The organism is Polaromonas sp. P3_A5 (genome assembly GCF_056403055.1).
Genome location: NZ_JBFUGF010000001.1, coordinates 511,936 through 535,016, shown reverse-complemented (window position 1 = coordinate 535,016; position 23,081 = coordinate 511,936). Strand labels below are relative to the sequence as shown.

Here is a 23,081-nt window from a genome sequence, read left to right as displayed (position 1 = left end):
CAATTGGTCTTACCACTTGTCCAATTCTGGCTAACCCTTAAAGCCCCACCTTTCACCCTTTTCCCTCCATGCCCCTGCAAACCGTCGAACCGCAGCGCCTCTACCGCCAGATCGCCGAGCAGCTGCGCACGCTGATCTCGGCCGGCGAATGGGCCGTGGGCGCACGGCTGCCCGCCGAGCGCGACCTGGCGCGACAGCTGGGCGTGAGCCGGCCCTCGGTGCGCGAAGCGCTGATCGCGATGGAGGTTGAAGGCTGGGTCGAAGTACGCACCGGCTCGGGTGTCTATGTTCTGGACCGAAGCAAGCCCGCCAGCCACGACGGCAATGGAAGTGGCCGGGCCGAGCAGATATCGCCCGACGAATGGGGACCCCTGGAATTGATACGCGCCCGCCGCGTGGTGGAAGGCGAAGTCGCCGCCATGGCCGCCACCCAGGCCAAGCGCAAACACATAGACGCGATGGACAAGGCCATCGCCAGCATGCAGTTTGACGCCGACCGCGGCGTGCTGCCGCTGGAAGGCGACCGCGCTTTTCATACCGCCGTTGTCGAGTCCTGCGGCAACGTAGTGCTGATTGAAACCATACAGCGCTTCTGGGACTCGCGTCGCGGCCCGTTGTTCGAGCGGTTGGGCGGGCATTTTGAAACCGTTGAATCGTGGCGCTCGGCGATTGCCGAGCACCAGGCCATTTTTGATGCGGTGCGCAACCGAGACGCCGATGCCGCGCGTGCGGCCATGCATGCGCACATGGACCAGTCGCACAAGCGTTTCAGCGTGAGCTGGAGTCGGACCAAAAGCCAGGAGGTACAAAAGAAATGACCCGTCACGATTTCTTTCAGCGCTCACCTCACCCCGGATTTCCCTTCCAACAAAAAGCGAAAGCGAGACAAGCATGAAGTTTCTGACACCGCGCAAATTGCTGGCAACAGCCCTTATGGCGCTCACCAGCCTCTGCGGCAACGCCTGGGCGCAGGCCTACCCGAACAAGCCTATTGAAGTGATGGTGGCCTTCCAGCCTGGCGGCGGCACCGACTCGCTGGCGCGCGCCTATGCCGAAGCCGCCAAAAAATACACCACGCAATCGCTGGTGGTCTACAACAAACCCGGCGCCAGCGGCGCCATCGGCCTGGCCGACGTGGTCAATGCCAGGCCCGACGGCTACAAGATTGCCATGCTGTTTGTGGAGGTGACCATCCTGCCGCACATGGGCATCACCAGGATCACGCAGGACGACTTCATCCCGATTGCCCGCCTGAATGCCGACCCGGCTGCCATCACCGTGAAAGCGGACTCGCCCTACAACACGATTGAAGAGTTCCTCGCCGCCGCCAAAAAGACCGGCAGCGACGTGAAGGTCGGCAACGCCGGCAACGGCTCGATCTGGCACCTGGCCGCCGCTTCGCTGGAAGAAAAAACCGGCGCGAAGTTCAACCACATCCCCTACCAGGGCGCAGGCCCCGCCGTGCTGGCCCTGCTGGGCGGTCATGTGGACGCAGTAGGCGTGAGCCCGGCTGAGGTTGCCGTGCATGTGGCGGCCGGCAAGCTGAAGATTTTGGGTGTGATGGCCGACCAGCGCGTCAAGGGTTTTGAGAGCGTGCCCACCCTCAAGGAACGCAACATCGACCTGTCCATCGGCACCTGGCGCGGCCTGGGCGTGGCCAAAGGCACACCGCCTGAAGTCGTGGAAACCATTCGGACCTTCAGCAAAAAGGCGGCCGAAGAGCCCATCATGCGCGAAGTGATGGACAAACTGAACCTTGGCTACGCCTATGCCGACGGCCCTGCCTTCAAGGCGCAAATGGTGCGCGACAACGACAACTTCAAACAACTCGTGACCAAGCTCAACCTGAAGAACTGAGCAATGAGCCTGTTCAATGTCTAAACGAGGCCTCGTTTAGACATTGAACAGGCTCTTAGACCCCAGGCTTCACGACGGTGCGCGCTGGCGCGCATCGTCGATTTCCTTTCTGCCAGCAACCACCCTTCGAGGAGACAACATGAACGCATTCAATACAAAAAGATTCGCTATCAAAACCATAGCTGCTTGCGCCCTATTGGCAGGCACTGCGGGCTTTTCCGGCATTGCGTCGGCGCAAACCAAGCTGAAATGGGCGCACGTCTACGAGACTTCCGAGGCCTACCACAAGTGGTCGGTCTGGGCGGCTGACGAAATCAAGAAGCGCACCAGCGGCCGCTACGAGATTCAGGTGTTCCCGGCTTCCACGCTGGGCAAGGAAAGCGACATCAACCAGGGCCTGCAGCTGGGCACCGTCGACATCATCATCTCGGGCGCATCGTTTGCGGCCCGGAGCTTTCCGCGTATCGGCGTGGCCTACTACCCCTACACCTTCCGCGACCCGGAGCACCTGCTGAAATACGCGAAGAGCGATGTCTTCAAGGAACTGACCGAAGGCTACAAACAGAAGACCGGCGTGCAAACTGTCGCGGTCACCTACTACGGCGCGCGCCACTCCACCAGCAACAAACCCTTCAAGACCTGCGAAGAGATGAAGGGCCTGAAAATGCGGGTGCCCGACGTGCCGGCCTACATGGCCCTGCCGCGCGCCTGCGGCGCCAACCCGACGCCGATCGCTTTTGCCGAGGTTTACCTGGCGCTGCAAAACGGCACGGTCGATGCACAGGAGAACCCGCTGCCCACCATCGAAGCCAAGAAGTTCTATGAGGTCCAGAAGAACATCATCCTGACCGGCCACATCCTCGATTCGCTGGTCACTCAGATCGGCCCTCACGTCTGGACCAAGCTCAGCGATGCCGACAAGAAAGTCTTCACGGATGTGATGCAGGAAGCGGCCGCCAAAGCCACGGCCGACATCCAGAAGCGGGAAGGCGAGCTGGTGGACGAGTTCAAGAAAAAAGGCATCAACCTGATCACGGTCAACAAGGACGAGTTCCGCGATCACATCGTCAAGGCCGTGGACATGGCGTCAATGGGCTACGACAAGAAGGATTGGGACCGCATCCAGGCCATCAAGTAAGTCTTGCCCATCCGGCCAAGGCTTCCCGCCCTTTCCTCCATCGGAGGGAAGGGCCTCATTACCCACTACCCCACCATCATGACTTCCATTCCCGACATTGACGCCTTGCCCAAGGTCATGGGCGACGACGGCGAGTTCCACGCCACGGATGAAGCAGTTGACCTGTCCGGCACGCCCGTTGAAGCCTGGGCGGCGCTGTTTTTCTTCTGGGCGTTGGGCCTGACGGTTTTCTACCAGTTCTTCACGCGTTATGTAATGAACGATTCCGCCGCCTGGACGGAAGAAATCGCACGCTACCTGCTGATCGCCACCGTCTTCGTCGGCGCCGCCATTGGCGTGGCCAAGAACAACCACATCCAGGTCGACTTCTTCTATCGCTTCATGCCCGCGTGGCTGGCCCGGGGCATGGCCCTGTTGACCGACGTGCTGCGCATCGCCTTCCTGGGCGCCATGGTCGTGCTGACCTGGCAAATGATGGACAAGATGGGCAACTACAAGATGACCATCATCGACCTGCCGATGAACCTGGTGTACGGCGTCTGCCTGGTGGGGTTTGCGGCCATGGCCGTGCGCTCGGTCTGGGTCATGCGCATTCACCTGCAGCGCGGCTACAGCGTGCTGGAACGCCCTGAATCCACGATGGAGGACCGCTGAATGTTGAAGGTTATTTTTCTCTTCCTGATGAGCGGCGGCCTGCCGGTGGCCATGGCCATGGCCGGGGCGTCGCTGGTCTACATCCTGTTCACCAACAGCTCGCCGCCCTTTGTGGTGGTTCACCGCATGGTCAGCGGCATCGACAGTTTTCCGCTGCTGGCCGTGCCGTTCTTCATCCTGGCCGGCAACCTGATGAACAACGCCGGCATCACCAACCGCATCTACAACTACGCGCTGGCGCTGGTCGGCTGGATGAAGGGCGGACTGGGCCACGTCAACGTCGTCGGCTCGGTGGTGTTTGCCGGCATGAGCGGCACCGCCATTGCCGATGCCGCCGGCCTCGGCACCATCGAGATCAAGGCCATGAAGGACCACGGCTACAGCACCGAGTTTGCCGTGGGCGTGACGGCGGCCTCGGCCACGCTGGGCCCCATCATTCCGCCCAGCCTGCCCTTTGTGATCTACGGCATGATGGCCAATGTCAGCGTCGGTGCGCTGTTTCTGGCGGGCATCCTCCCGGGCCTGCTGATGGCCATCCTGATGATGCTGACAGTGGCCTATTTCGCGCACAAGAACAACTGGGGCGCCGATGTCCCCTTCGCGTGGAGCCGCCTGAACAAGGCGCTGGTGGAAACCGCCGTGGTCATCGGCTGGCCGCTGCTGCTGTGGCTGCTGATCGGCAAACTGAACTTTCCGCCGCAGATCACCGTGGCCGTCGCACTGGTAGCGCTGTTTGCGGCCGACAAAGCCTTCAATTTCCAGGCCGTGTTGCCCATCATGACGCCCGTGCTGCTGATAGGCGGCATGACCACCGGCATCTTCACCCCCACGGAAGGCGCGATTGCCGCCTGCGTCTGGGCGCTGATCCTCGGGTTTGCCTGGTACCGCACGCTGACCTTCAAGAGCTTTGTGAAGGTCTGCCTTGACACGGTCGAGACCACCTCCACCGTGCTGTTCATTGTGGCCGCGGCATCGATCTTCGGCTGGATGCTCACTGCCACCGGCGTGACCACCGACATCGCCAAATGGGTGCTGGACTTCACCAAGGAAGCCTGGGTCTTCCTGCTGCTGGCCAACCTGTTGATGCTGTTTGTAGGCTGCTTCCTGGAGCCGACCGCAGCCATCACGATCCTGGTACCTATCCTGGTGCCGATTGCCACGCAGCTGGGCGTGGACCCGATCCACTTCGGGCTGGTGATGGTGCTCAATTTGATGATCGGCCTGCTGCATCCGCCCATGGGCATGGTGTTGTTTGTGCTGGCCCGCGTGGCCAAGCTGTCGGTGGAACGGACCACCATCGCCATCCTGCCCTGGCTGTTCCCGCTGCTGGGCAGCCTGATCATCATCACCTATTTCCCCAAATTGGTACTCTGGTTGCCGAAGATGTTTTATTGAAAGTGAAACAATCACCCTGAGACGCCTTCGGCGCCTCCCCCTCGAGGGGGCGCCACCTGCGGCCCGGCGAAGCCGGTTCCGCGATGGCCCCCCGATAAACACAGAAGTATTAAATGGCTTTCGTAACAGAACTGATTTCTGTAGAGGATCAGCAACTAATTGGGCACGATCAGATGCGAGACCCGATTGGGCGTCCCCTACGGCCATATAAGTGGACCATTGATCGCGGTCGAGAGATGTTTTTTCTGCAGACTTATCGCGGTGGCGAAGATACTCATCATTTGATGTGGTTCATCTTCGGTGTGAAGGGGGTCAGGTTGTCACTACAACTTAGCTGTAAAACCCACATCAAAGATGGGAAAGAGTTTTACCCTTGGGAATTGGCCCAACCTGTTGATTTCCCGAATGACCTTCAAATGTCCCGTGAAAAAGTGATTGAGGCTATCAAAGAAGCCATAGCCTCCTTCACTAACTGGGGGTCTCCAATTAACCAAGTGACGTTCAGCTTCTAACTTCAAACAATGACACCGTTTATTCGCCTTCACCCCTCCGATGACGTCCTGATTGCCCGAGCCCAGCTGGTGGGTGGCACCGAGGTCGAAAACATCACCGTACGCGGCCTGATCCCTGCCGGCCACAAGATCGCCACGCGCGCGCTGGCCGTGGGCGAGCCCGTGCGGCGCTACAACCAGATCATCGGTTTTGCCAGCAAACCCATCGCGCCCGGCGAGCACGTGCATACGCACAACCTCAACATGGGCCCCGACAAGGGCGACTTTACGCGCGACTACGCATTCGGCGCCGATGTGAAACCGGCACCGGCCAGGCGCGAGGCGACTTTCATGGGTATCAAGCGGCCTGACGGACGCGTGGCCACGCGCAACTACATCGGGATTCTCTCGAGCGTCAACTGCTCGGCCACCGCCGCGCGGGCGATTTCCGACCATTTCTCGCGGCAGAACAACCCTGCAGCGCTGAAAGATTTTCCCAACGTCGACGGCGTGGTGGCGTTGACGCATGGCACCGGCTGCGGCATGGACAGCGACGGCCTGGGCCTGCAGATCCTGCAGCGTACGCTGACCGGCTACGCCACGCACCCCAACTTCGCGGGCGTGTTGGTGGTGGGCCTGGGCTGCGAGTCCAACCAGATCAATGCCTGGCTGGCCCACGGCAGCCTGCGCGAAGGTGAAACCCTGCGCGTCTTCAGCATCCAGGACACGGGTGGCACGGCCAAGACGGTGGCCAAGGGCATCGCCATGATCAAGGAGATGCTGCCGCAGGCCAATGCCGTCAAGCGCGAACCCTGCAGCGCCGCGCACATCACCATCGGCCTGCAGTGCGGCGGCTCCGACGGTTACTCGGGCATCAGCGCCAACCCGGCGCTGGGCGCGGCGGTGGACTTGCTGGTGGCCCATGGCGGCACCGCCATCCTCAGCGAAACCCCCGAGATTTACGGCGCCGAGCATTTGCTCACGCGGCGCGCCGTGCGCCCCGACATCGCCGAAAAGCTGATCTCGCGCATCAAGTGGTGGGAGCACTACACCCAGATCAACGAAGGCGAAATGAACAACAACCCGTCGCCCGGCAACAAGGCCGGCGGCCTCACGACCATCCTGGAAAAGTCGCTGGGTGCGGTGGCCAAGGGCGGCACCTCCAACCTGGAGGCTGTCTATGAATACGCCGAACCCGTGAAGGACCACGGCTTCGTCTACATGGACACGCCGGGCTACGACCCGGTCAGCGCCACGGGCCAGGTGGCCGGCGGCGCCAACATCATCTGCTTTACCACCGGCCGCGGTTCGGCTTACGGCTGCGCGCCCTCGCCTTCGCTCAAGCTCGCCACCAATTCGGCACTGTGGCAGCGGCAGGAAGAGGACATGGACATCAATTGCGGCGAGATCATCGACAGCGGCGTGACGGTGCAGGAGATGGGACAGCGCATTTTCGAGATGGTGCTGGCCACCGCATCGGGTGAACCGAGCAAGAGCGAAAAGCACGGCTACGGACAAAACGAATTTGTGCCCTGGCAAGTCGGCGCGGTGATGTAAAGGCTTTTCACATGCAAAAAGTGCTTCAAGCCCAATATCTACGGGCGCAAGCAGCTACTATTTTTATAGCAGCCGGCAGCACGGCCGCTGAAGCGGAAAAAATCGCCGCCAACCTGGTGATGGCCAACCTGAGCGGCCATGACTCGCACGGCATCGGCATGCTTCCGCGCTACGTCGATGCGGTGCTCGAAGGTGGCCTGACGCCCAACGCCCAGGTCAAAACCCTGCTCGATACCGGCTCGCTGCTCAGCCTGAACGGCCAGCGCGGTTACGGTCAGGCGATCGGCGAGCAGGCGATGGCGCTCGGCATGGCACGTGCCAAAACCCATGGCAGCTGCATCATGGCGCTGGCCGAGTCGCACCATCTGGGGCGCATCGGCCATTTCGCCGAGATGGCCGTGGCCCAGGGACTGGTGTCGCTGCACTTCGTCAACGTCATGACGCGGCCCGTGGTGGCACCCTGGGGCGGCGCGGATGGCCGCTACGGCACCAACCCCTGCTGCATAGGCATACCACTCAAGGACAGCCCGCCCTTTGTGCTGGACTTCGCCACCAGCCGCGTGGCCCAGGGAAAAATGCGCGTGGCGCACAACCAGGGCAAATCCGTCCAGCCGGGCCTGCTGATCGACGAACACGGCCAGCCCACCACCAACCCCGGCGTGGTGGTGGTGCCGCAGCCGAACGGTTTTTTTGGCGCGCTCATGCCATTCGGCGAGCACAAGGGCTACGGCCTGGCGGTGGCATGCGAGCTGCTGGGCGGCGCGCTCACCGGCGGCGGCACCTGGCACCACCCCACAGTGAGCGTGCGTGCGGTCTACAACAGCATGCTCACGATCCTGATTGACCCGGGCAAGCTGGGCACCCAGTCGGCCCTCGAAATGGAAGCGCTGGCATTCGTCGAGTGGCTGCGCAAAAGCCCGCCGGCCGACGGTGTGGACGCTGTGCAGATTGCCGGTGAACCGGAACGCCGTGCGCGGCTTGAACGCGAACAGGGCGGCATTGAAATGGACGGCGAAACCTGGCGCGAAATCGTCGCAGCCGGCCAGAAGGTCGGTGTAAGTGTGCCGGGCTGAGCACCGAACGCTATCAAATCAGTAGCTGCTCGCGCAGTCCCTATAAGGTCTAGCGGCCAAAATGATCCTCAATTTCACCGAAAAAGCCATGACTCCACCGATTCAAGACCAGGTTGCGCTTGTCACTGGCGCCAACGCCGGCATGGGCCTGGCCACGGTGCGTGCCCTGCTGGCCGCCGGCTACAAAGTGGCGGCCACCGACCTCGGCACCGAACGTGTGGCCGCCGAGCTTGCCGCGTATGGTGACCGTTTGGCCTGCTTCACCATGGACGTGAGCGAGCAGGCCCAGGTGCACGCCGCTTGCGACGCCATTGAAACGCATTTTGGCCGCATCGACGTCTGCGTCAACAACGCCGGCTTCCTGCAATACGCCAACTGCGAACAGACCACGCCGGAGCTCTGGCACAAGACCCTGCGCATCAACCTCGACGGTGTCTTCTACGTCAGCCAGCGCGTGGCGCCAGGCATGAAGGCGCGTGGTTTCGGCCGCATCGTGAACGTATCGTCCTATGGCGCCAAAACCGGGGGGCTGTCGCCGCTGCCAGCCTATGCGGCCAGCAAGGGCGGCGTGATCTCGCTGACCTTCAGCTTTGCCCGCGAATACGCCGCGTTTGGTGTGACCTGCAACGCGCTGGCCCCGACCTTCGTGAAGACCCAGATGCTGACCGAGCAGGTCAGTGCCGAGCGGCAAGCCGAGCTGCGCCAGAAGATACCGGTGGGCCGTTTCTGCGAGCTCGAAGAGTTCGCTCACTGCGTGCTGTTCCTGGCCCACCCGATGAGCGGCTTCATCACCGGCGAGGTGCTGGACCTCAATGGCGGCCTGCAGTTTGACTGAGCGCGCGATGCTGAACACCCGCGCTTTGCCGGAAATCGCCACGCGCGGCATCGGCGTCCCCACTTACTCACGCCGCGGCACTGTGGGCGTGGTGCACCTGGGCCTGGGTGCCTTCCACCGTGCGCACCAGGCACTGGTGTTCGATACCCTGCTGCAGCGCGGTGATGCGCGCTGGGGTGTGCTGGGTGTCGCCATGCGCAGTACTGAGCTGGCCGACGCCATGGCCGCGCAAGATGGCCTGCATGCCGTGCAGGTTGCCAGCAGCACCGGTGTGCAGTGGCAGGTCGGTGGCGCCATCTGGCAAACCTGCGTGGCCGCCCGCGAGCCGGCGCAGGTGGTGCAGGCACTGGCCGCGCCATCCACGCGCTGGGTCACGCTGACGGTCACTGAAAAAGGCTACGCCCCGGAACTGGCCCGACTGCTGCTGCAGGGCCTGACGGCGCGCCGCACAGCGGGCCTGCCCGGGTTGACGCTGGCTTCCTGCGACAACCTGGCACACAACGGCCGCAAGTTACAGGCTTTGTGCATCGATGCCGCACAAAAGGAAAATCCGGCGCTGGCGCAATGGATCGGCACCGCCTGCGCCTTCCCGAACAGCATGGTGGACCGCATCGTGCCGGCCGCAACCGGCGAGCGCCTGGCGGCTGCCGGGCAGGCGCTCGGCGTGACCGACCAGGCTGCACTGGGCACCGAAGCATTCTGGGAATGGGTGATTGAACGCCGCTTTGCCGATCCTGCGGACGGCGACGTGCTGGCCGCTGCGGGCGTCACGGTGGTGGACGACGTGGCGCCGTTTGAAGAAGCCAAATTGCGCATGCTCAACGGCAGCCACACGGCCATGGCCTGCATGGGCGCGGTAGCGGGCTGGCCCGTCGTCAGCGACTGCATCGCCCAGCCGGCGGTGCATCGCTTCATCCACGGCCTGATGACGCAGGAGATCGGCCCGCAGCTCAGCCGCCCGGACTGGCCCGCCTACCGCGACGCGCTGCTGGCACGTTTTGCCAACCCCGAGTTGCAGCACAGGGTGCACCAGATCGCCACTGACAGCTCGCAGAAGATTCCATATCGCTGGGTACCTTCGGTGATTGATGCCCTGGCCGCGAACCAGCCCGTGGAACGGCTGGCCTTTGCGGCAGCGGCCTGGATGCGTTATCTGCGCGGCATCGACGAGCAGGGGCAGCCCTACGCCATAAACGACCCGATGGCCGAAACGCTGAAAGCTCTCGCGCTTGCCCATTCCGGTGACGCTGCAGCGACAGTGCAAGCCCTGGGTACGCTGCCGGCCATCTGGGGTGAGGCCCTGCCGCAGCAAGCGCACTGGCTGGCCCGCATGACCCACTGGCTGGCGCAGATCAACCAGCGCGGCGTGCTGGCCGCCCTGGACCAACTTCACTCCCACCCCATCTGAACACCATGAAAATCACCAACGCCCGCGTCATCGTCTGCAGCCCCGGCCGCAATTTCGTTACCCTGAAAATAGAAACCGACGAAGGCCTGACCGGCATCGGCGACGCAACGCTCAACGGGCGCGAGCTGTCTGTCGTGAGCTACCTGACCGAGCATGTCATCCCCTGCCTGATCGGACGCGATGCACACCAGATCGAGGACATCTGGCAGTACCTGTACAAGGGCGCTTACTGGCGGCGCGGCCCGGTCACCATGAGCGCGATCGCCGCAGTCGACACCGCCCTCTGGGACATCAAGGCCAAGGCCGCCAACATGCCGCTGTACCAGCTGCTGGGCGGAAAGAGCCGCACCGGTGTGATGGTCTATGGGCATGCCAATGGGAAAGACATTGCGCAGACCGTGGAAGAGGTGTTGCGTTACAAGGAGATGGGCTATCAGGCCATACGCGCGCAGAGCGGCGTGCCGGGCCTGGACAAGGTTTATGGCGTCGGCAAGGGCACGCTGTTTTACGAACCGGCTGACGCTGACCTGCCCAGCGAACACGACTGGAGCAGCGAAAAATACCTGCTGCACACCCCGAAGTTGTTCGACGCAGTGCGTACCGCCGCCGGGCCGGACATTCATTTGCTGCACGACGTGCATCACCGCCTGACGCCGATCGAGGCGGGCCGGCTGGGGAAATCACTGGAGCCCTATCACCTGTTCTGGATCGAAGACGCGACGCCGGCCGAAAACCAGGAGGCTTTTCGCCTGATCCGCCAGCACACGACCACACCGCTGGCCGTGGGCGAGATTTTCAACACCATCTGGGACTGCAAGGACCTGATTCAGAACCAGCTGATCGACTACATCCGCGCGACGGTGGTGCATGCCGGCGGCATCACCCACCTGCGGCGCATTGCCGACTTTGCGGCGATGTACCAGGTACGCACGGGCTGCCACGGCGCGACCGATTTGTCACCGGTCTGCATGGGCGCAGCGCTGCACTTCGATACATGGGTGCCCAATTTCGGCGTGCAGGAATACATGCGCCACACCGAGCAGACCGATGAGGTGTTTCCGCACAGCTATCGTTTTGACAAAGGCTTTATGCACTGCGGCGAAACGCCGGGCCATGGCGTGGAAATCGACGAGAAGCTCGCCGCGAAATACCCGTACCAGCGCGCCTACCTGCCGGTGAACCGGTTGCAGCACGACGGCACCCTCTGGAATTGGTAGGGACTGACTTACCCCTATCGGACGCGCACTTCGTGTCGCGCCTTTTCCCCTTCCAGGGGACGGCACCTGCGGCCGGGCAAAGCCCGTTCCGCGGCGCCTGCTGGCCTTCGGAGGGAAGCCGGGGGCTTAGGCCAAGATCGTCGCTAAGCTGGCTTCTAGGTGCTCTGATGGCAGGCGTTTAAAGCCTGAGCGGGCAAAACGCTGCAGGCGGCCGACCATGAAGGCAACGATGACCGAGGCGCGCACCTGGGCGTCCACCGTGGGGGTCGCCGCGCCGCTGGCGGCCGCAGCGTCGCGCAGGCTTTGCTTGAGGCTGGACTCGAGCTTGTCGAAGAACTGGTTCATGCGCTCTTGCAGGCGGTCGTTTTCAAATACCAGCGCATCGCCGACCATGACGCGCGTCATGCCGGGGTTCTTTTCGGCGAACTGCAGGATCATGACCACCAGCTTGCGGGTGCGGGCTGAATGGTCGGATTCACGTTCACCAATCTGATTGATCAGTGTGAAGACGCTTTGCTCGATGAATTCGATCAGGCCTTCGAACATCTGCGCCTTGCTGGCGAAATGGCGGTAAAGGGCGGCTTCGCTCACATCCAGCTTGGCTGCCAGGGCGGACGTCGTGATGCGCTCGGCGCCCGGCTGCTCCAGCATGGTGGCCAGCGCCTGCAGAATCTGGACCCGGCGCTCACCCGGTTTGGGGCGCTTGCGCACCGCAGGCTCGGCTGGCGTGGCGTGCGGGCTCAGTTCGGATTCAGACGCTAAGTCGGACATAGGCGATGAAGTAGGAAATGTTTCAAAAAACCGGGAATCGTTGCAATTGATTCTCGCACAGCCAAGTGACAGTTCGTCTCTCACCATGCCCGGGTTTTCGCCCATGAGGCGAAGGCGCAACGTTCTGTTCCGTAACAGCAAGCGCTTACTGTGGTGGGCGAGCTACAAACTCAATCGAACCCGTAATCCGTACGGTCCGGCTGGGCCAGTCCCGGTGTGGTCCAGCTCCAGCTGCGAATGGTGAACCCGCGCGATTTCGCTGGCAATGGCCAGGCCCAGGCCATTGCCCTCGCCCGCCGTCCCCTGCACCCGGTAAAAGCGCTGCAACGCCATGCTGCGCTCGTCCGGGGCTATGCCGGGGCCGTCGTCTTCGACTTCCAGGAAAACGCCCCAGCGCCGGTGTTCGGCGGCAGCGCCACCAGGACCCGGCTGTTTTGGCGTGTCCGGCGCTTCGAAGCCTGCCGTCGGGCCACAGCGGATCGTGACCGTGCCGCCGGGCGGTGTGTATTTGACGGCGTTGTCCACCAGATTACCCAGCAGCTCGCGCAGCAGCCACTCGTAACCACTGACCTGTGCAGGCTGGGTTTCCAGCCCCAGGTCAATGCCCTTGCGCATGGCGGCATCCAGATGCAGGGGCAGGATGGATTCGCAGAGGTCTTTCAGGTCTACCCGTTGCATGGGCTGGGCGCCGGCGGCTGACGCGTCGGCGCGCGAGAGCGCCAGCAGCTGGTTGGCCAGCTGCGACGTCCGGCGTGTGGCATTGCGCAGCTTGATGATTTTTTCGGCCGACAAGGTCACCGCCCCGTCCGAGCCTGCTGCCTGGGCCACCTTGGCCGCTTGCGCCCAGGCCTCGACCTGGGCCTGCAGCCCGGCCAGAGGCGTGCGCAGTTGGTGCGCGGCATCAGCCACAAACCGCCGCTGCCCCTCCGCCTGGTCGTTCACCAGGCCAAAAAGGCGGTTCAAGGCACTCACCAGCGGCTGCACCTCGGCCGGCGTAGCCATCGGGTCGATGGCACTCAAGTCGCGCGGGTTGCGGCGCTCCACCGCGTCCTTGAGCTCAATCAACGGCTTGAGTGCCCGCGTGACGGCCCAGTTGACGGCAAAACCAGCCGCCACAACCAGGATCAGATTGGGCAGCAGCACCTTGAACAGCACGGAGCGTACCCATTGCTGGCGCGGGTCGGATCCATCCGCCAGCTGGACGATCAGCTCACCCACCGCAGTCTTCATGCGCTGCGCGGCAATCCGGTAGGTCACGCCGTTGTATTCGATGCTGTGGAATTCCGGCTCGTGCGTGGCCGGCAGCAGTTCGGGAATCCAGGGCTCACCGGCCAGAAAGTCGCCTTCGGCATCGGCGAGGCGAAAGCCGGCAAAGCCAGGCCGGCCCTTGAGGAAATCATCCACGGCGGGGGCCATCAGCAGCACCGGCGCACTTTCCGGGGTGGCGCCCGGCGCCACAACCGAATCGGCCAGCAGGGGAATCAGCCGGAGCAGCTGCTGATCTTTTTGCAGGGCGACATCGCCGGCCGTCTGGTAGTCAAAATAAATACTCACCAGCGCAAAAGTCCCCAGCGGGAAAAGCAGCAGCAGGAGCAGCCGGCGCTGCAGGCCGGACTTCATGGCGGCAGGCACGAACGCGTTGCCGCCCGTGCGCGCAGCCAGCGTACGCAGGCGGTTTTTCAGGCGGACGGCCCAGGACTGGCCGAAAGGGTTCATGCCTGCGCTGCCTATTCAGCGCCAGCGCTGGACGGCATCCCCGGGGAAACTTCCACCAGCTCCAGCCGGTAGCCAAAGCCGCGAATGGAGCGTACGGCTATGCCGTGCGGCTCCAGCTTGCCGCGCAAACGCGAGATGTACACCTCAATGGCATTGGGCGTGATTTCCTTGTCCCACCCCGTCATGGCCTGCAGCAGCTTGTCTTTGCTGGCCGGCTTGGGCGCGTGGATCAGCAAATACTCCATCACCGTCCATTCGCGCGGTCCGAGCTCTATCAGCTGGCCGTTGGCGCGCGCCTCGCGGTTGGCCGTGTCCAGTTCCAGCGCTCCAAAACTCAGTGTGGCGCTGGTGGCGGCCTGGGAGCGGCGCAGCAGTGCGCGCAGGCGCGCCAGCAACTCGGGCAGCTCAAACGGCTTGACCATGTAGTCATCCGCCCCCAGATCCAGCCCCTGGACACGGTCCTGCAGCGCGTCGCGGGCCGTCAGGATGAGCACTGGCATGGCCATTCCGCCGCGGCGCAGGCGGCGCGTCAGTTCCAGCCCGTCAATGCGCGGCAGCCCGATGTCGATGATCGCCGCATCGAAGGTCTCACCCTGTAACACTTCCTCCGCGCGTTCGGCACTGCCGACCCAGTCGACGGCGTAGCCGGCGTCACTGAGCCCCAGCTTGATGCCGCTGGCCACCATCACGTCGTCTTCAACCAACAGGAGTCGCATAACGAATTGTCCGTTTCGTCGCCAATGCCAATTGACCCCGCCTGAGGAGTGTCAATTCAGGAAAAAACCGGTGCCGCTGCCTGTTTTGGTTTTTGGTCTTGTTTTTGGCCCGGTATCGGCTGCCAGTCTGCCAGACCGGCACTGTCGCCACCCTGACGGCAAAGGAAATGCCCATATTTGCTATATTTTTTATAGCAGCTTGCGCACACCCCTTATACCCTGGCGACCAATTTCATCAAAATAAGGGCGCCGCCCATCCGGACAGCCTTGGGCCGCCAGGAACGCCTGGATCAGTGCGAGCGGATCATGGTCCCGTAGGCCTGGTCGGTCAGGATTTCCAGCAGCATGGCATGCGGCACCCGGCCGTCGATGATGTGGACAGAATTCACGCCGCTTTTGGCCGCGTCCAGCGCGCCTTCGATTTTGGGCAGCATGCCGCCGGAAATCGTTCCGTCGGCAAACAGCTCGTCGATTTCGCGGGCGCTCAGGTCAGTCAGCAGCTCCCCGGCCTTGTTCAGCACGCCGGGGGTGTTGGTGAGCAGCACCAGTTTCTCGGCCTTCAGCACAGTGGCCAGCTTGCCCGCCACCACGTCGGCATTGATGTTGTAGCTCTCGTTTTCCTCGCCAAACCCGATCGGGCTGATCACCGGAATGAAGGCATCGTCCTGCAGCGCCTTGACCACGCTCGGGTCAATGCTGACGATGTCACCCACAAAGCCGATGTCGTGCTCCTTCGTCGGGTCATCCTTGTCGACCATCTTGAGCTTTTGCGCACGGATCAATCCGCCATCGCGGCCCGTCAGGCCCACGGCCTTGCCCCCGGCCTGGTTGATCAGGCCGACGATGTCCTGCTGCACCTGGCCGGCCAGCACCCACTCCACGACTTCCATGGTCTCTTCGTCGGTGACGCGCATACCCTGGATGAAATGCCCCTTTTTGCCCAGGCGGTTCAGCGCCGCCTCGATTTGCGGGCCCCCGCCGTGAACCACCACCGGGTTCATGCCCACCAGCTTGAGCAGCACCACGTCTTCCGCAAAATCAGCCTGCAGGGCCGGGTCCGTCATGGCGTTGCCGCCATATTTGATGACCATGGTCTTGCCGTGAAACTTGCGGATGTAAGGCAGCGCCTGGGCCAGGATCTCGGCCTTGTCGCGCGGGCCTACATGGGAGAGGTCTGGGTCGTTGGCGGTATTGGTGGTCATTCGCGGGGCCTTGTCGGGATGAAACAGGGGGCAGAAACAGGGAGCAGGTATTGCCGGGAAATATTGCCCGAATTGTGCCGCATCACTGCGGCCAGCGTGCCGGCCTTAGCGACGCAGCCAGCGCGGAACCTTGAAACGGATGATCGCGATATAAAAACCGACATACGTCAACACAAACAGCGCGCAAAACATCATGAGGATCGAGGTCTCACGCCAGAACAGCACTGCCGGCACCACCGTCAGCAAGGTAAAGCTCCAGAGATAAGGTGACGTCCGGTTGTTGCGCATCAACATGCGCCGCGACTCGTCATCGTGGAACACACCACGCACCAGGCGGCGGTAGATCAGCTGATGGAAATGCAGCGCATCAGCCACCCCGGGCGATCCGCCGCGCGCCAGCTTTCGGTAGATCGAAAAAACAGTCTCCCAGACCGGATAAATGATCAACAGCATCGGAAACCACGGCGAAACCATCTGGTGGCGCTGCACCAGCAGTATGCAGGCGAGCGCGATCACAACACCCCAGAGATAGGCACCCCCATCCCCCGCAAAAATCAGGCCACGGGGGTAATTCCACATGAGAAAACCCATGGTCGCACCTGCCAGGCATACAACGATGGCAGCCAGCTGACGGTCACCAAGCTGAAGCGCGACATAGGCGATTGCCAGGCAGATGAGCGACGCGACGGTACCCGCCAGGCCGTTGTAGCCATCAATGATATTGAACGCGTGCGGCAAGCCGCAGAACGCGAAAAAAGCCAAGGCAACGCCGACCCAGGGAAAAGACAGCAGCAGCATGTCGATCCCAGGCACGCCGAGCCGCGGTAACGCCAGCCCGAACAGGCTGCACGCCAGCGCTGCGGACAGCCCCGTCAGCAACAGGCGGTAACGCACCGTCAGCCGCTGCGTGAGATCTTCATAAACGCCGCCCAGCACGGCTGGCAACAGGACCACCACCAATTGCAAGGCGGTATGCCAGGTCATGGGCACATTTACCCGGCTGGCGGTCGTTTCGGCTATCACGCCGGCAAGCAAGCCAGCCAATAAGCCCAGCAGTATCCCGATGCCGCCGACGCGCGGTATGTTTCCCGCATGGAACCGCTGCGGTTTGCTCACGTCGTATCGGCTGGCATGCTCACGCGCCATGCGGATAACCAGCATGGAGGCGATTAGCGACACAGTGAAACTCAGACAAACCAGAAATACCATGGGGCCCCCGCTTTATTTGCCGCAATTATCAGCGCATACCCCCGGCCCGCCCCTTGCACTTTCCTCACAGCCCTGACAGGACCTACCGCAACGGGTGTAAATAATCCCTCACGCCGGTGTTCTGCCCATGCGGCAGCAGTGGTAATATCCTGTTCACTCATTGAACAGCTGAATCATCCATTTGCTGAATTCTTCACTTCAGGAAGAAAACCACCTGCGGGTACTGCGCCTGCTGGAGGCCAATCCTCATATGAACCAGCGCGATCTCGCCAATGCGCTGGGCGTTAGCCTGGGCAAAACCAACTATTGCCTGAAAGCGCTGCTCGACAAGGGCTTCATCAAGATGCAAAGCTTCAGCCGCAGCGAAAAGAAGCTGGCTTACGCCTATTTGTTGACGCCGAACGGCATTTCCGAGAAGGCCGGCCTGACCTTGCGCTTTCTCGAACGCAAGTTGGCGGAGTACGAAAACCTCAAGGTTGAAATCGAAAACCTCAAAGTCGAAGTCACCCAGGCAAAAACCAGCACTGATCACAACCATGACTGAAACCGTCACCATCACGCCTGTCATCCTCTGCGGCGGCGCAGGCACACGGCTTTGGCCGCTGTCGCGGAAAAGCTTCCCGAAACAGTTCGTCCCGCTGATCGGCGGTAAAAGCCTGCTGCAGCTGACCCTGGAGCGGGTGGCACACGTCAACGGAGACAGCGCAACCACGCCCGATGTGATCTGCGTCGCCTCGGAAGAACACCGATTCCTCGTCAGTGAAGCCATGCAGGCAGCACGCGTCAAGGGCCGGATTGTGCTGGAACCCACCGGGCGCAACACTGCGCCTGCGATGGCGCTCGCGGCGCTGCTCGCCAAACCCGGTCAAGTCCTGCTGTTTTGCCCTTCGGATCACCATATCCCCGATGTTGGGGCCTTTTCAGCCATGGTGGGCCAGGGCCTGGCGGCGGCGCTGAGCGGTGAGATCGTGACTTTTGGCGTGGTGCCGGCTTTTCCGGCAACAGCCTACGGTTATATCCAGCAAGGCGCGGCGCGCGGCGACGGTAGCGCCAAAGTCGCGCGTTTTATTGAAAAACCCGACGCAGAAAAAGCCCAGGCACTGATATTGCAGGGTGACACGCTCTGGAACGCCGGTATCTTCCTGACGCGCGCCGACACACTGATCGCGGCCCTGGAACAACACGCGCCCGACATTCTGCAAGGCTGCCGGCTGGCTGTGTCAGCGGTCGGAGAGGACCAGCAGTTCGTGCGGCCCGACGCAGCGGCATTCGGTGCTGTGCGCGCCGAAAGTATCGACTACGCAGTGCTCGAGCGCCACGGCGCTGTCGCTGTCGTGCCATTTGCGGGAGCCTGGAGTGACGTCGGCAGCTGGAATGCCGTCGCCGGGCTCACGGCGCCGGACGACGACGGCAATCGCATCGACGGCAACGGCATGGCGCTGCACAGCAAACGCACCTATATTCACGCGCCGCATCGCACCGTGGTGACACTTGGCACCGAGGACCTTCTGGTGATTGACACGCCCGACGCGTTGCTTGTCGCCGCGAGCAGCCACGTGGAGCAGGTCAAGAGCGTGGTTTCCCAGCTCGAAACGCGCCAAAGCCCGGAAGCGAGTCTGCACCGCAAGGTAGCGAGGCCCTGGGGCTGGTATGACAGCATTGACCGCGGCGCCCGATTCCAGGTCAAACGCATCATGGTCAAGCCCGGCGCGTCGTTGAGTCTGCAAAAACACCATCATCGGGCCGAACACTGGATCGTGGTTTCCGGCACCGCGCTGGTCACCAAAGGCGAGGCCACCTTTCTCCTCACTGAAAACCAGTCCACTTACATTCCGATCGGCGAAACTCATCGCCTGGAAAATCCAGGAAAAACCGATCTGGAAATGATCGAAGTCCAGTCCGGCAGCTATCTGGGCGAGGACGATATCGTGCGATTTACCGACAACTATGGCAGGGCATAAACAATGAAAACAGCACTCATCACCGGCATCACCGGCCAGGACGGTTCCTACCTGGCGGAGTTTCTGCTGAACAAGGGCTATATCGTGCACGGCATCAAACGCCGCACGTCGCTCTTCAATACGGATCGCATCGACCATTTGTTCCAGGACCCGCACGAAGCCAACCAGCGCTTTGTGCTGCACCACGGCGACATGACCGACTCGTCGAGCCTGACCCGCATCATCCAGCAAACCCAGCCGGACGAAATCTACAACCTGGCCGCGCAAAGCCATGTCGCCGTGAGTTTTGAAGAGCCGGAGTACACAGCCAACAGCGATGGCCTGGGCGCCTTGCGCGTCCTCGAAGCAATGCGCATTCTCGGACTTGAGAAGACCACCCGCTTCTACCAGGCTTCGACTTCCGAACTCTATGGCTTGGTGCAGGAAATCCCGCAAAAAGAAACTACGCCGTTCTACCCCCGCAGCCCCTATGCGGTTGCCAAGCTCTACGCCTACTGGATCACAATCAACTACCGGGAAGCCTACGGCATCTATGCCTGCAACGGCATCCTGTTCAACCACGAAAGCCCGGTCCGCGGCGAAACCTTTGTGACGCGCAAGATCACGCGCGCACTCGCCCGCATCAAGCTGGGCATCCAGGACTGCCTCTATCTGGGCAACATGGATGCCAAACGGGACTGGGGCCACGCCAAGGACTATGTCGAAATGCAATGGCTCATGCTTCAGCAGGACAAACCCGAAGACTTCGTGATTGCCACCGGTGTGCAATACAGCGTGCGTGATTTCGTCGAGGCGACTGCCCGGGAATACGGCATGCAGATCCGCTGGGAAGGCCACGACGAGAACGAGAAAGGCTATGACGCTGCCACCGGCAAATGCATCGTGTCGGTCGATCCGCGTTACTTCCGTCCGACCGAGGTTGAAACGCTGCTCGGTGATGCGACCAAGGCACGCGAAAAACTCGGCTGGGTTCCGAAAATCAGCTTCGCAGAACTGGTCGCCGAAATGGCCAAAGTCGACATGACACAGGCCGAGTTCGATTTGCAGGTCAAGGCGCACGGCCACAAGGCCTTGCGCAACCAGGGCTAAACGTGGCCAAACCCCGTGTTTTCCTGACCGGCGGCGGCGGCATGGTCGGCCGCAATATCCTCGAGCACCCGCTCGCGGGCAACTGGGATTTTGTCGCGCCTGGCAGTCGGGAACTGAACCTGGCCGACTTCGAGGCGACGCGCCGCTTCGTCGCAGATGTCCGGCCCGATGCTGTAATTCACTGCGCCGGACTGGTCGGCGGCATTCAGGCGAATATCGCGCACCCTGTCGATTTTCTCGTGGTGAACGTAGACCTCGGTCGCAATGTGATCATGGCGGCGCGCGAGGCCGGCGTTACCAGGCTGCTGAACCTCGCGAGCTCCTGCATGTACCCACGCGAAGCGCAGAACCCGCTCGGCGAGGAATTGATTCTGCGCGGCGAACTAGAGCCGACCAACGAGGGCTATGCGATCGCCAAGATCTTCGCGACCCGGCTGTGCGAATACATCACCCGCGAAACACCGGTCAACCAGTACAAGACGCTGATTCCGTGCAACCTGTACGGCCGGCACGACAAATTCGACCCGAAGCACTCCCACCTGATCCCTGCGATCATCCACAAGGTCCATCAGGCCAAGGCTGGCGGCCTGCCGAGCGTCGAGATATGGGGTGACGGCACGGCACGCCGCGAGTTCATGTATGCAGGTGATCTGGCCGACGCCGTGCTGCATGCGCTGTCCGATTTCGACAAGCTACCGGGGCTGCTCAATGTCGGCCTCGGCCACGACCACAGCATCAACGACTACTACCGTGCTGCCGCCGAAGTCGTTGGCTGGAGCGGCGAGTTTGTACATGACACAAGCAAGCCGGTCGGCATGAAACAAAAACTTGTCGACATTGAGAGGCAGCGCGCCTGGGGTTGGCGAGCGTCGACGTTGTTGAATCAAGGCATTGAAAAAACTTATCAATTTTATTTGCAGGATAGCCAAGCATGAGCCACAAATACCCTCTCGCCACCGCCACCTGGGACCAGGCTGAATACGCTGCACTGCAAGAGGTCATCACCTCGGGCATGTTCACCATGGGACCCAAGGTGTTCGAATTCGAAAAACAATTCGCAAGCTACCTCGGTGTCAAGCATTGCGTGATGGTGAATTCCGGTTCGTCGGCCAACCTGTTAATGGTCGCGGCGCTTTTCTATTCCAAGAATGACGCGATTGCTCTCAAACCGGGCGACGAAGTGATCGTGCCCGCCGTATCCTGGAGCACAACCTATTACCCGCTATACCAGTACGGCCTGAAGATCAAATTCGTCGATATCGATCTCGAAACCTTGAACTACGACCTCGATGCACTGGAAAAAGCCGTCACCGGTAACACCCGCCTGATCATGGCCGTCAACCTGCTCGGCAACCCGAACAACTTCGCGCGCATCAAATCCATCATCGGCGACAAGAAGATCACGCTGATCGAAGACAACTGCGAGTCGCTCGGCGCAACCTTCGAAGGCAAGCAAGCCGGCACTTTCGGCCTGATGGGCAGTTACAGCTCATTCTTTTCACATCACATCTCGACGATGGAAGGTGGCCTGATCAGCACCGATGACGAGGAGTTGCACCACATTTTGCTGTCGTTGCGCGCGCACGGCTGGACCCGCAATCTCCCGAAGTTCAACCATGTCTGCGGCGAAAAAAGCGACGATCCGTTCAAAGAGTCGTTTCGCTTCGTCCTGCCCGGCTACAACGTACGGCCACTCGAAATGTCGGGTGCACTCGGCATCGAGCAGGTCAAAAAATTGCCAATGCTCGTTGCCGAACGACGTAAAAACGCAGCATTGCTGCAATCGGTTATGCGCGACCACCCTACCGTGCTGATCCAGAAGGAGATTGGCAATAGCAGCTGGTTCGGTTTCAGCCTCGTGATCCGGCCTGGTGTCGACCTCACACGCGAAGCACTGGTCGCCAAGCTTAACGACCTTGGGTTCGAAGTACGACCTATCGTTGCAGGCAATTTCGCCAAGAATGAAGTCGTCAAATATTTCGACTCGGAAGTCTTCGGTGAGCTGAAGAACGCCGAGCATATCGACAGTAACGGCCTGTTTGTTGGCAACCATCACTACTCGATTGCCGACGCAGTCACAACGCTCAAAAACCTCTAACGCATGAGAACACCAATGTCATTGGTTTCCAAAATCAAAACCCGTCTGGGGCTGATGTACCGTCGCCACATCAAACGGGAACCATTCTTGATTGAAGTTGAACGTTGGTTCAGCGACCGGGGGGATGAGACCTTGCGCCTGAACTACGCACTGAATGCGCAAAGTGTCGTTTTCGATATTGGAGGATACCTGGGCGATTTCGCCGCCGAAATCCACAAACGCTACGGCTGCACCGTCTATATTTTTGAGCCTGTTGCGGAGTTTCATCAGCAGTGCGTAGCACGCTTTCTGGGTAATCCCAAAATCGTCTGTTTGAACTATGGACTGTCTTCCAGCGACGGATTCTTCAATATTGGCTTGGCCGACAATGCGTCAAGCTTCGATTCACCGCATGCGACCGGCGCCGTTCAGCGGGTGGAAGTCAGGTCGGTGGTCAATTGCATCAAAGAACTGGAAATTGCGCAGATCGATTTGATGAAGATCAATATCGAGGGCGGCGAGTTTGATGTGATTCCTGCGTTGATCGCCTCCGAAGACATTCGTCGGATTCGCCACCTGCAGGTCCAGTTCCACAATTTCATAGACAAAGCGGTGTCCCGTCGTGAGCTCATCCGCAACGATCTGGCAAAAACCCACGACGAAGCCTGGAACTACGAGTTCGTCTGGGAAAGCTGGAGCCGAAAGGATTGAACTT

22 protein-coding genes are annotated in these 23,081 nt (G+C 61.3%); 17 read left to right on the top strand and 5 right to left on the bottom strand.

All coding sequences use genetic code 11. The annotated features are described in order from the left end of the window. Positions 1-68 precede the first annotated feature (68 nt). From AC1DU8_RS02580 to manD, 11 genes are all read left to right on the top strand, one after another. Positions 69-818: a FadR/GntR family transcriptional regulator gene (locus AC1DU8_RS02580; protein WP_457281183.1), complete on the top strand. Its 750-nt coding sequence runs from the start codon at positions 69-71 to the stop codon at positions 816-818. 73 nt (positions 819-891) lie between these two features. Further along, on the top strand, positions 892-1,857 hold the full coding sequence (locus AC1DU8_RS02575) for a Bug family tripartite tricarboxylate transporter substrate binding protein (RefSeq protein ID WP_477689629.1): 966 nt from the start codon (positions 892-894) through the stop codon (positions 1,855-1,857). A gap of 139 nt (positions 1,858-1,996) precedes the next feature. After that, complete coding sequence (locus tag AC1DU8_RS02570; RefSeq protein WP_477726417.1) at positions 1,997-2,995, top strand: sialic acid TRAP transporter substrate-binding protein SiaP; 999 nt, start codon at positions 1,997-1,999, stop codon at positions 2,993-2,995. A gap of 78 nt (positions 2,996-3,073) precedes the next feature. Next, positions 3,074-3,649 carry a TRAP transporter small permease gene (locus tag AC1DU8_RS02565; protein ID WP_477666580.1) on the top strand — a complete coding sequence of 192 codons (576 nt, stop codon included), beginning with the start codon at positions 3,074-3,076 and terminating at the stop codon, positions 3,647-3,649. Beyond that, on the top strand, positions 3,650-5,044 hold the full coding sequence (locus AC1DU8_RS02560; protein ID WP_457281187.1) for a TRAP transporter large permease: 1,395 nt from the start codon (positions 3,650-3,652) through the stop codon (positions 5,042-5,044). 113 nt (positions 5,045-5,157) lie between these two features. Next, positions 5,158-5,556: a hypothetical protein gene (locus AC1DU8_RS02555; RefSeq protein ID WP_477726416.1), complete on the top strand. Its 399-nt coding sequence runs from the start codon at positions 5,158-5,160 to the stop codon at positions 5,554-5,556. 9 nt (positions 5,557-5,565) lie between these two features. Beyond that, positions 5,566-7,092 (top strand): UxaA family hydrolase, encoded by a 1,527-nt coding sequence (locus tag AC1DU8_RS02550; protein ID WP_477726415.1) that lies wholly within the window; start codon positions 5,566-5,568, stop codon positions 7,090-7,092. 11 nt (positions 7,093-7,103) lie between these two features. Next, positions 7,104-8,165, top strand: a complete 1,062-nt coding sequence (locus tag AC1DU8_RS02545; protein WP_457281189.1) for a malate/lactate/ureidoglycolate dehydrogenase — start codon at positions 7,104-7,106, stop codon at positions 8,163-8,165. A gap of 88 nt (positions 8,166-8,253) precedes the next feature. Next, on the top strand, positions 8,254-9,000 hold the full coding sequence (locus AC1DU8_RS02540) for an SDR family NAD(P)-dependent oxidoreductase (protein WP_457281190.1): 747 nt from the start codon (positions 8,254-8,256) through the stop codon (positions 8,998-9,000). A gap of 7 nt (positions 9,001-9,007) precedes the next feature. After that, positions 9,008-10,408, top strand: a complete 1,401-nt coding sequence (locus AC1DU8_RS02535; protein ID WP_477726414.1) for a mannitol dehydrogenase family protein — start codon at positions 9,008-9,010, stop codon at positions 10,406-10,408. 5 nt (positions 10,409-10,413) lie between these two features. Continuing rightward, positions 10,414-11,625, top strand: coding sequence for a D-mannonate dehydratase ManD (gene manD / locus AC1DU8_RS02530; RefSeq protein ID WP_477672193.1), 1,212 nt, complete (start codon positions 10,414-10,416; stop codon positions 11,623-11,625). A gap of 126 nt (positions 11,626-11,751) precedes the next feature. Here manD and slmA read toward each other — a convergent pair whose 3' ends face one another. From slmA to AC1DU8_RS02505, 5 genes are all read right to left on the bottom strand, one after another. Further along, a complete protein-coding gene (gene slmA, locus AC1DU8_RS02525; protein WP_477726413.1) occupies positions 11,752-12,396 on the bottom strand; it encodes a nucleoid occlusion factor SlmA in 645 nt (214 codons plus the stop codon). A 162-nt stretch (positions 12,397-12,558) separates the two neighbouring features. Continuing rightward, the gene (locus AC1DU8_RS02520) at positions 12,559-14,016 is read right to left on the bottom strand and encodes a sensor histidine kinase (protein WP_457281646.1); all 1,458 of its coding nucleotides are present in this window, start codon (positions 14,014-14,016) and stop codon (positions 12,559-12,561) included. 107 nt (positions 14,017-14,123) lie between these two features. Continuing rightward, positions 14,124-14,828: a response regulator gene (locus tag AC1DU8_RS02515; RefSeq protein WP_457281194.1), complete on the bottom strand. Its 705-nt coding sequence runs from the start codon at positions 14,826-14,828 to the stop codon at positions 14,124-14,126. 290 nt (positions 14,829-15,118) lie between these two features. Further along, a complete protein-coding gene (gene argB / locus AC1DU8_RS02510) occupies positions 15,119-16,030 on the bottom strand; it encodes an acetylglutamate kinase (protein ID WP_457281195.1) in 912 nt (303 codons plus the stop codon). Positions 16,031-16,135: 105 nt separating this feature from the next. Beyond that, positions 16,136-17,239, bottom strand: coding sequence for an MraY family glycosyltransferase (locus tag AC1DU8_RS02505; RefSeq protein WP_457281196.1), 1,104 nt, complete (start codon positions 17,237-17,239; stop codon positions 16,136-16,138). 181 nt (positions 17,240-17,420) lie between these two features. Between AC1DU8_RS02505 and AC1DU8_RS02500 the strand changes: the two genes are divergently transcribed. From AC1DU8_RS02500 to AC1DU8_RS02475, 6 genes are read left to right on the top strand one after another with little or no spacing between them, the layout of a single operon-like run. Continuing rightward, positions 17,421-17,783 (top strand): MarR family EPS-associated transcriptional regulator, encoded by a 363-nt coding sequence (locus tag AC1DU8_RS02500; RefSeq protein WP_457281197.1) that lies wholly within the window; start codon positions 17,421-17,423, stop codon positions 17,781-17,783. Beyond that, the gene (locus tag AC1DU8_RS02495) at positions 17,776-19,200 is read left to right on the top strand and encodes a mannose-1-phosphate guanylyltransferase/mannose-6-phosphate isomerase (protein WP_477666574.1); all 1,425 of its coding nucleotides are present in this window, start codon (positions 17,776-17,778) and stop codon (positions 19,198-19,200) included. The genes AC1DU8_RS02500 and AC1DU8_RS02495 overlap by 8 nt, the downstream gene beginning before the upstream one ends. Positions 19,201-19,203: 3 nt before the next feature. Then, on the top strand, positions 19,204-20,289 hold the full coding sequence (gene gmd / locus AC1DU8_RS02490; protein ID WP_457281199.1) for a GDP-mannose 4,6-dehydratase: 1,086 nt from the start codon (positions 19,204-19,206) through the stop codon (positions 20,287-20,289). A 2-nt stretch (positions 20,290-20,291) separates the two neighbouring features. After that, the gene (locus AC1DU8_RS02485; protein WP_477689626.1) at positions 20,292-21,224 is read left to right on the top strand and encodes a GDP-L-fucose synthase family protein; all 933 of its coding nucleotides are present in this window, start codon (positions 20,292-20,294) and stop codon (positions 21,222-21,224) included. After that, positions 21,221-22,387, top strand: a complete 1,167-nt coding sequence (locus AC1DU8_RS02480) for a DegT/DnrJ/EryC1/StrS family aminotransferase (RefSeq protein WP_477689625.1) — start codon at positions 21,221-21,223, stop codon at positions 22,385-22,387. Before AC1DU8_RS02485 ends, AC1DU8_RS02480 begins: the two co-directional genes overlap by 4 nt. Positions 22,388-22,402: 15 nt before the next feature. Then, complete coding sequence (locus AC1DU8_RS02475) at positions 22,403-23,077, top strand: FkbM family methyltransferase (protein ID WP_477689624.1); 675 nt, start codon at positions 22,403-22,405, stop codon at positions 23,075-23,077. Positions 23,078-23,081: the final 4 nt, after the last annotated feature.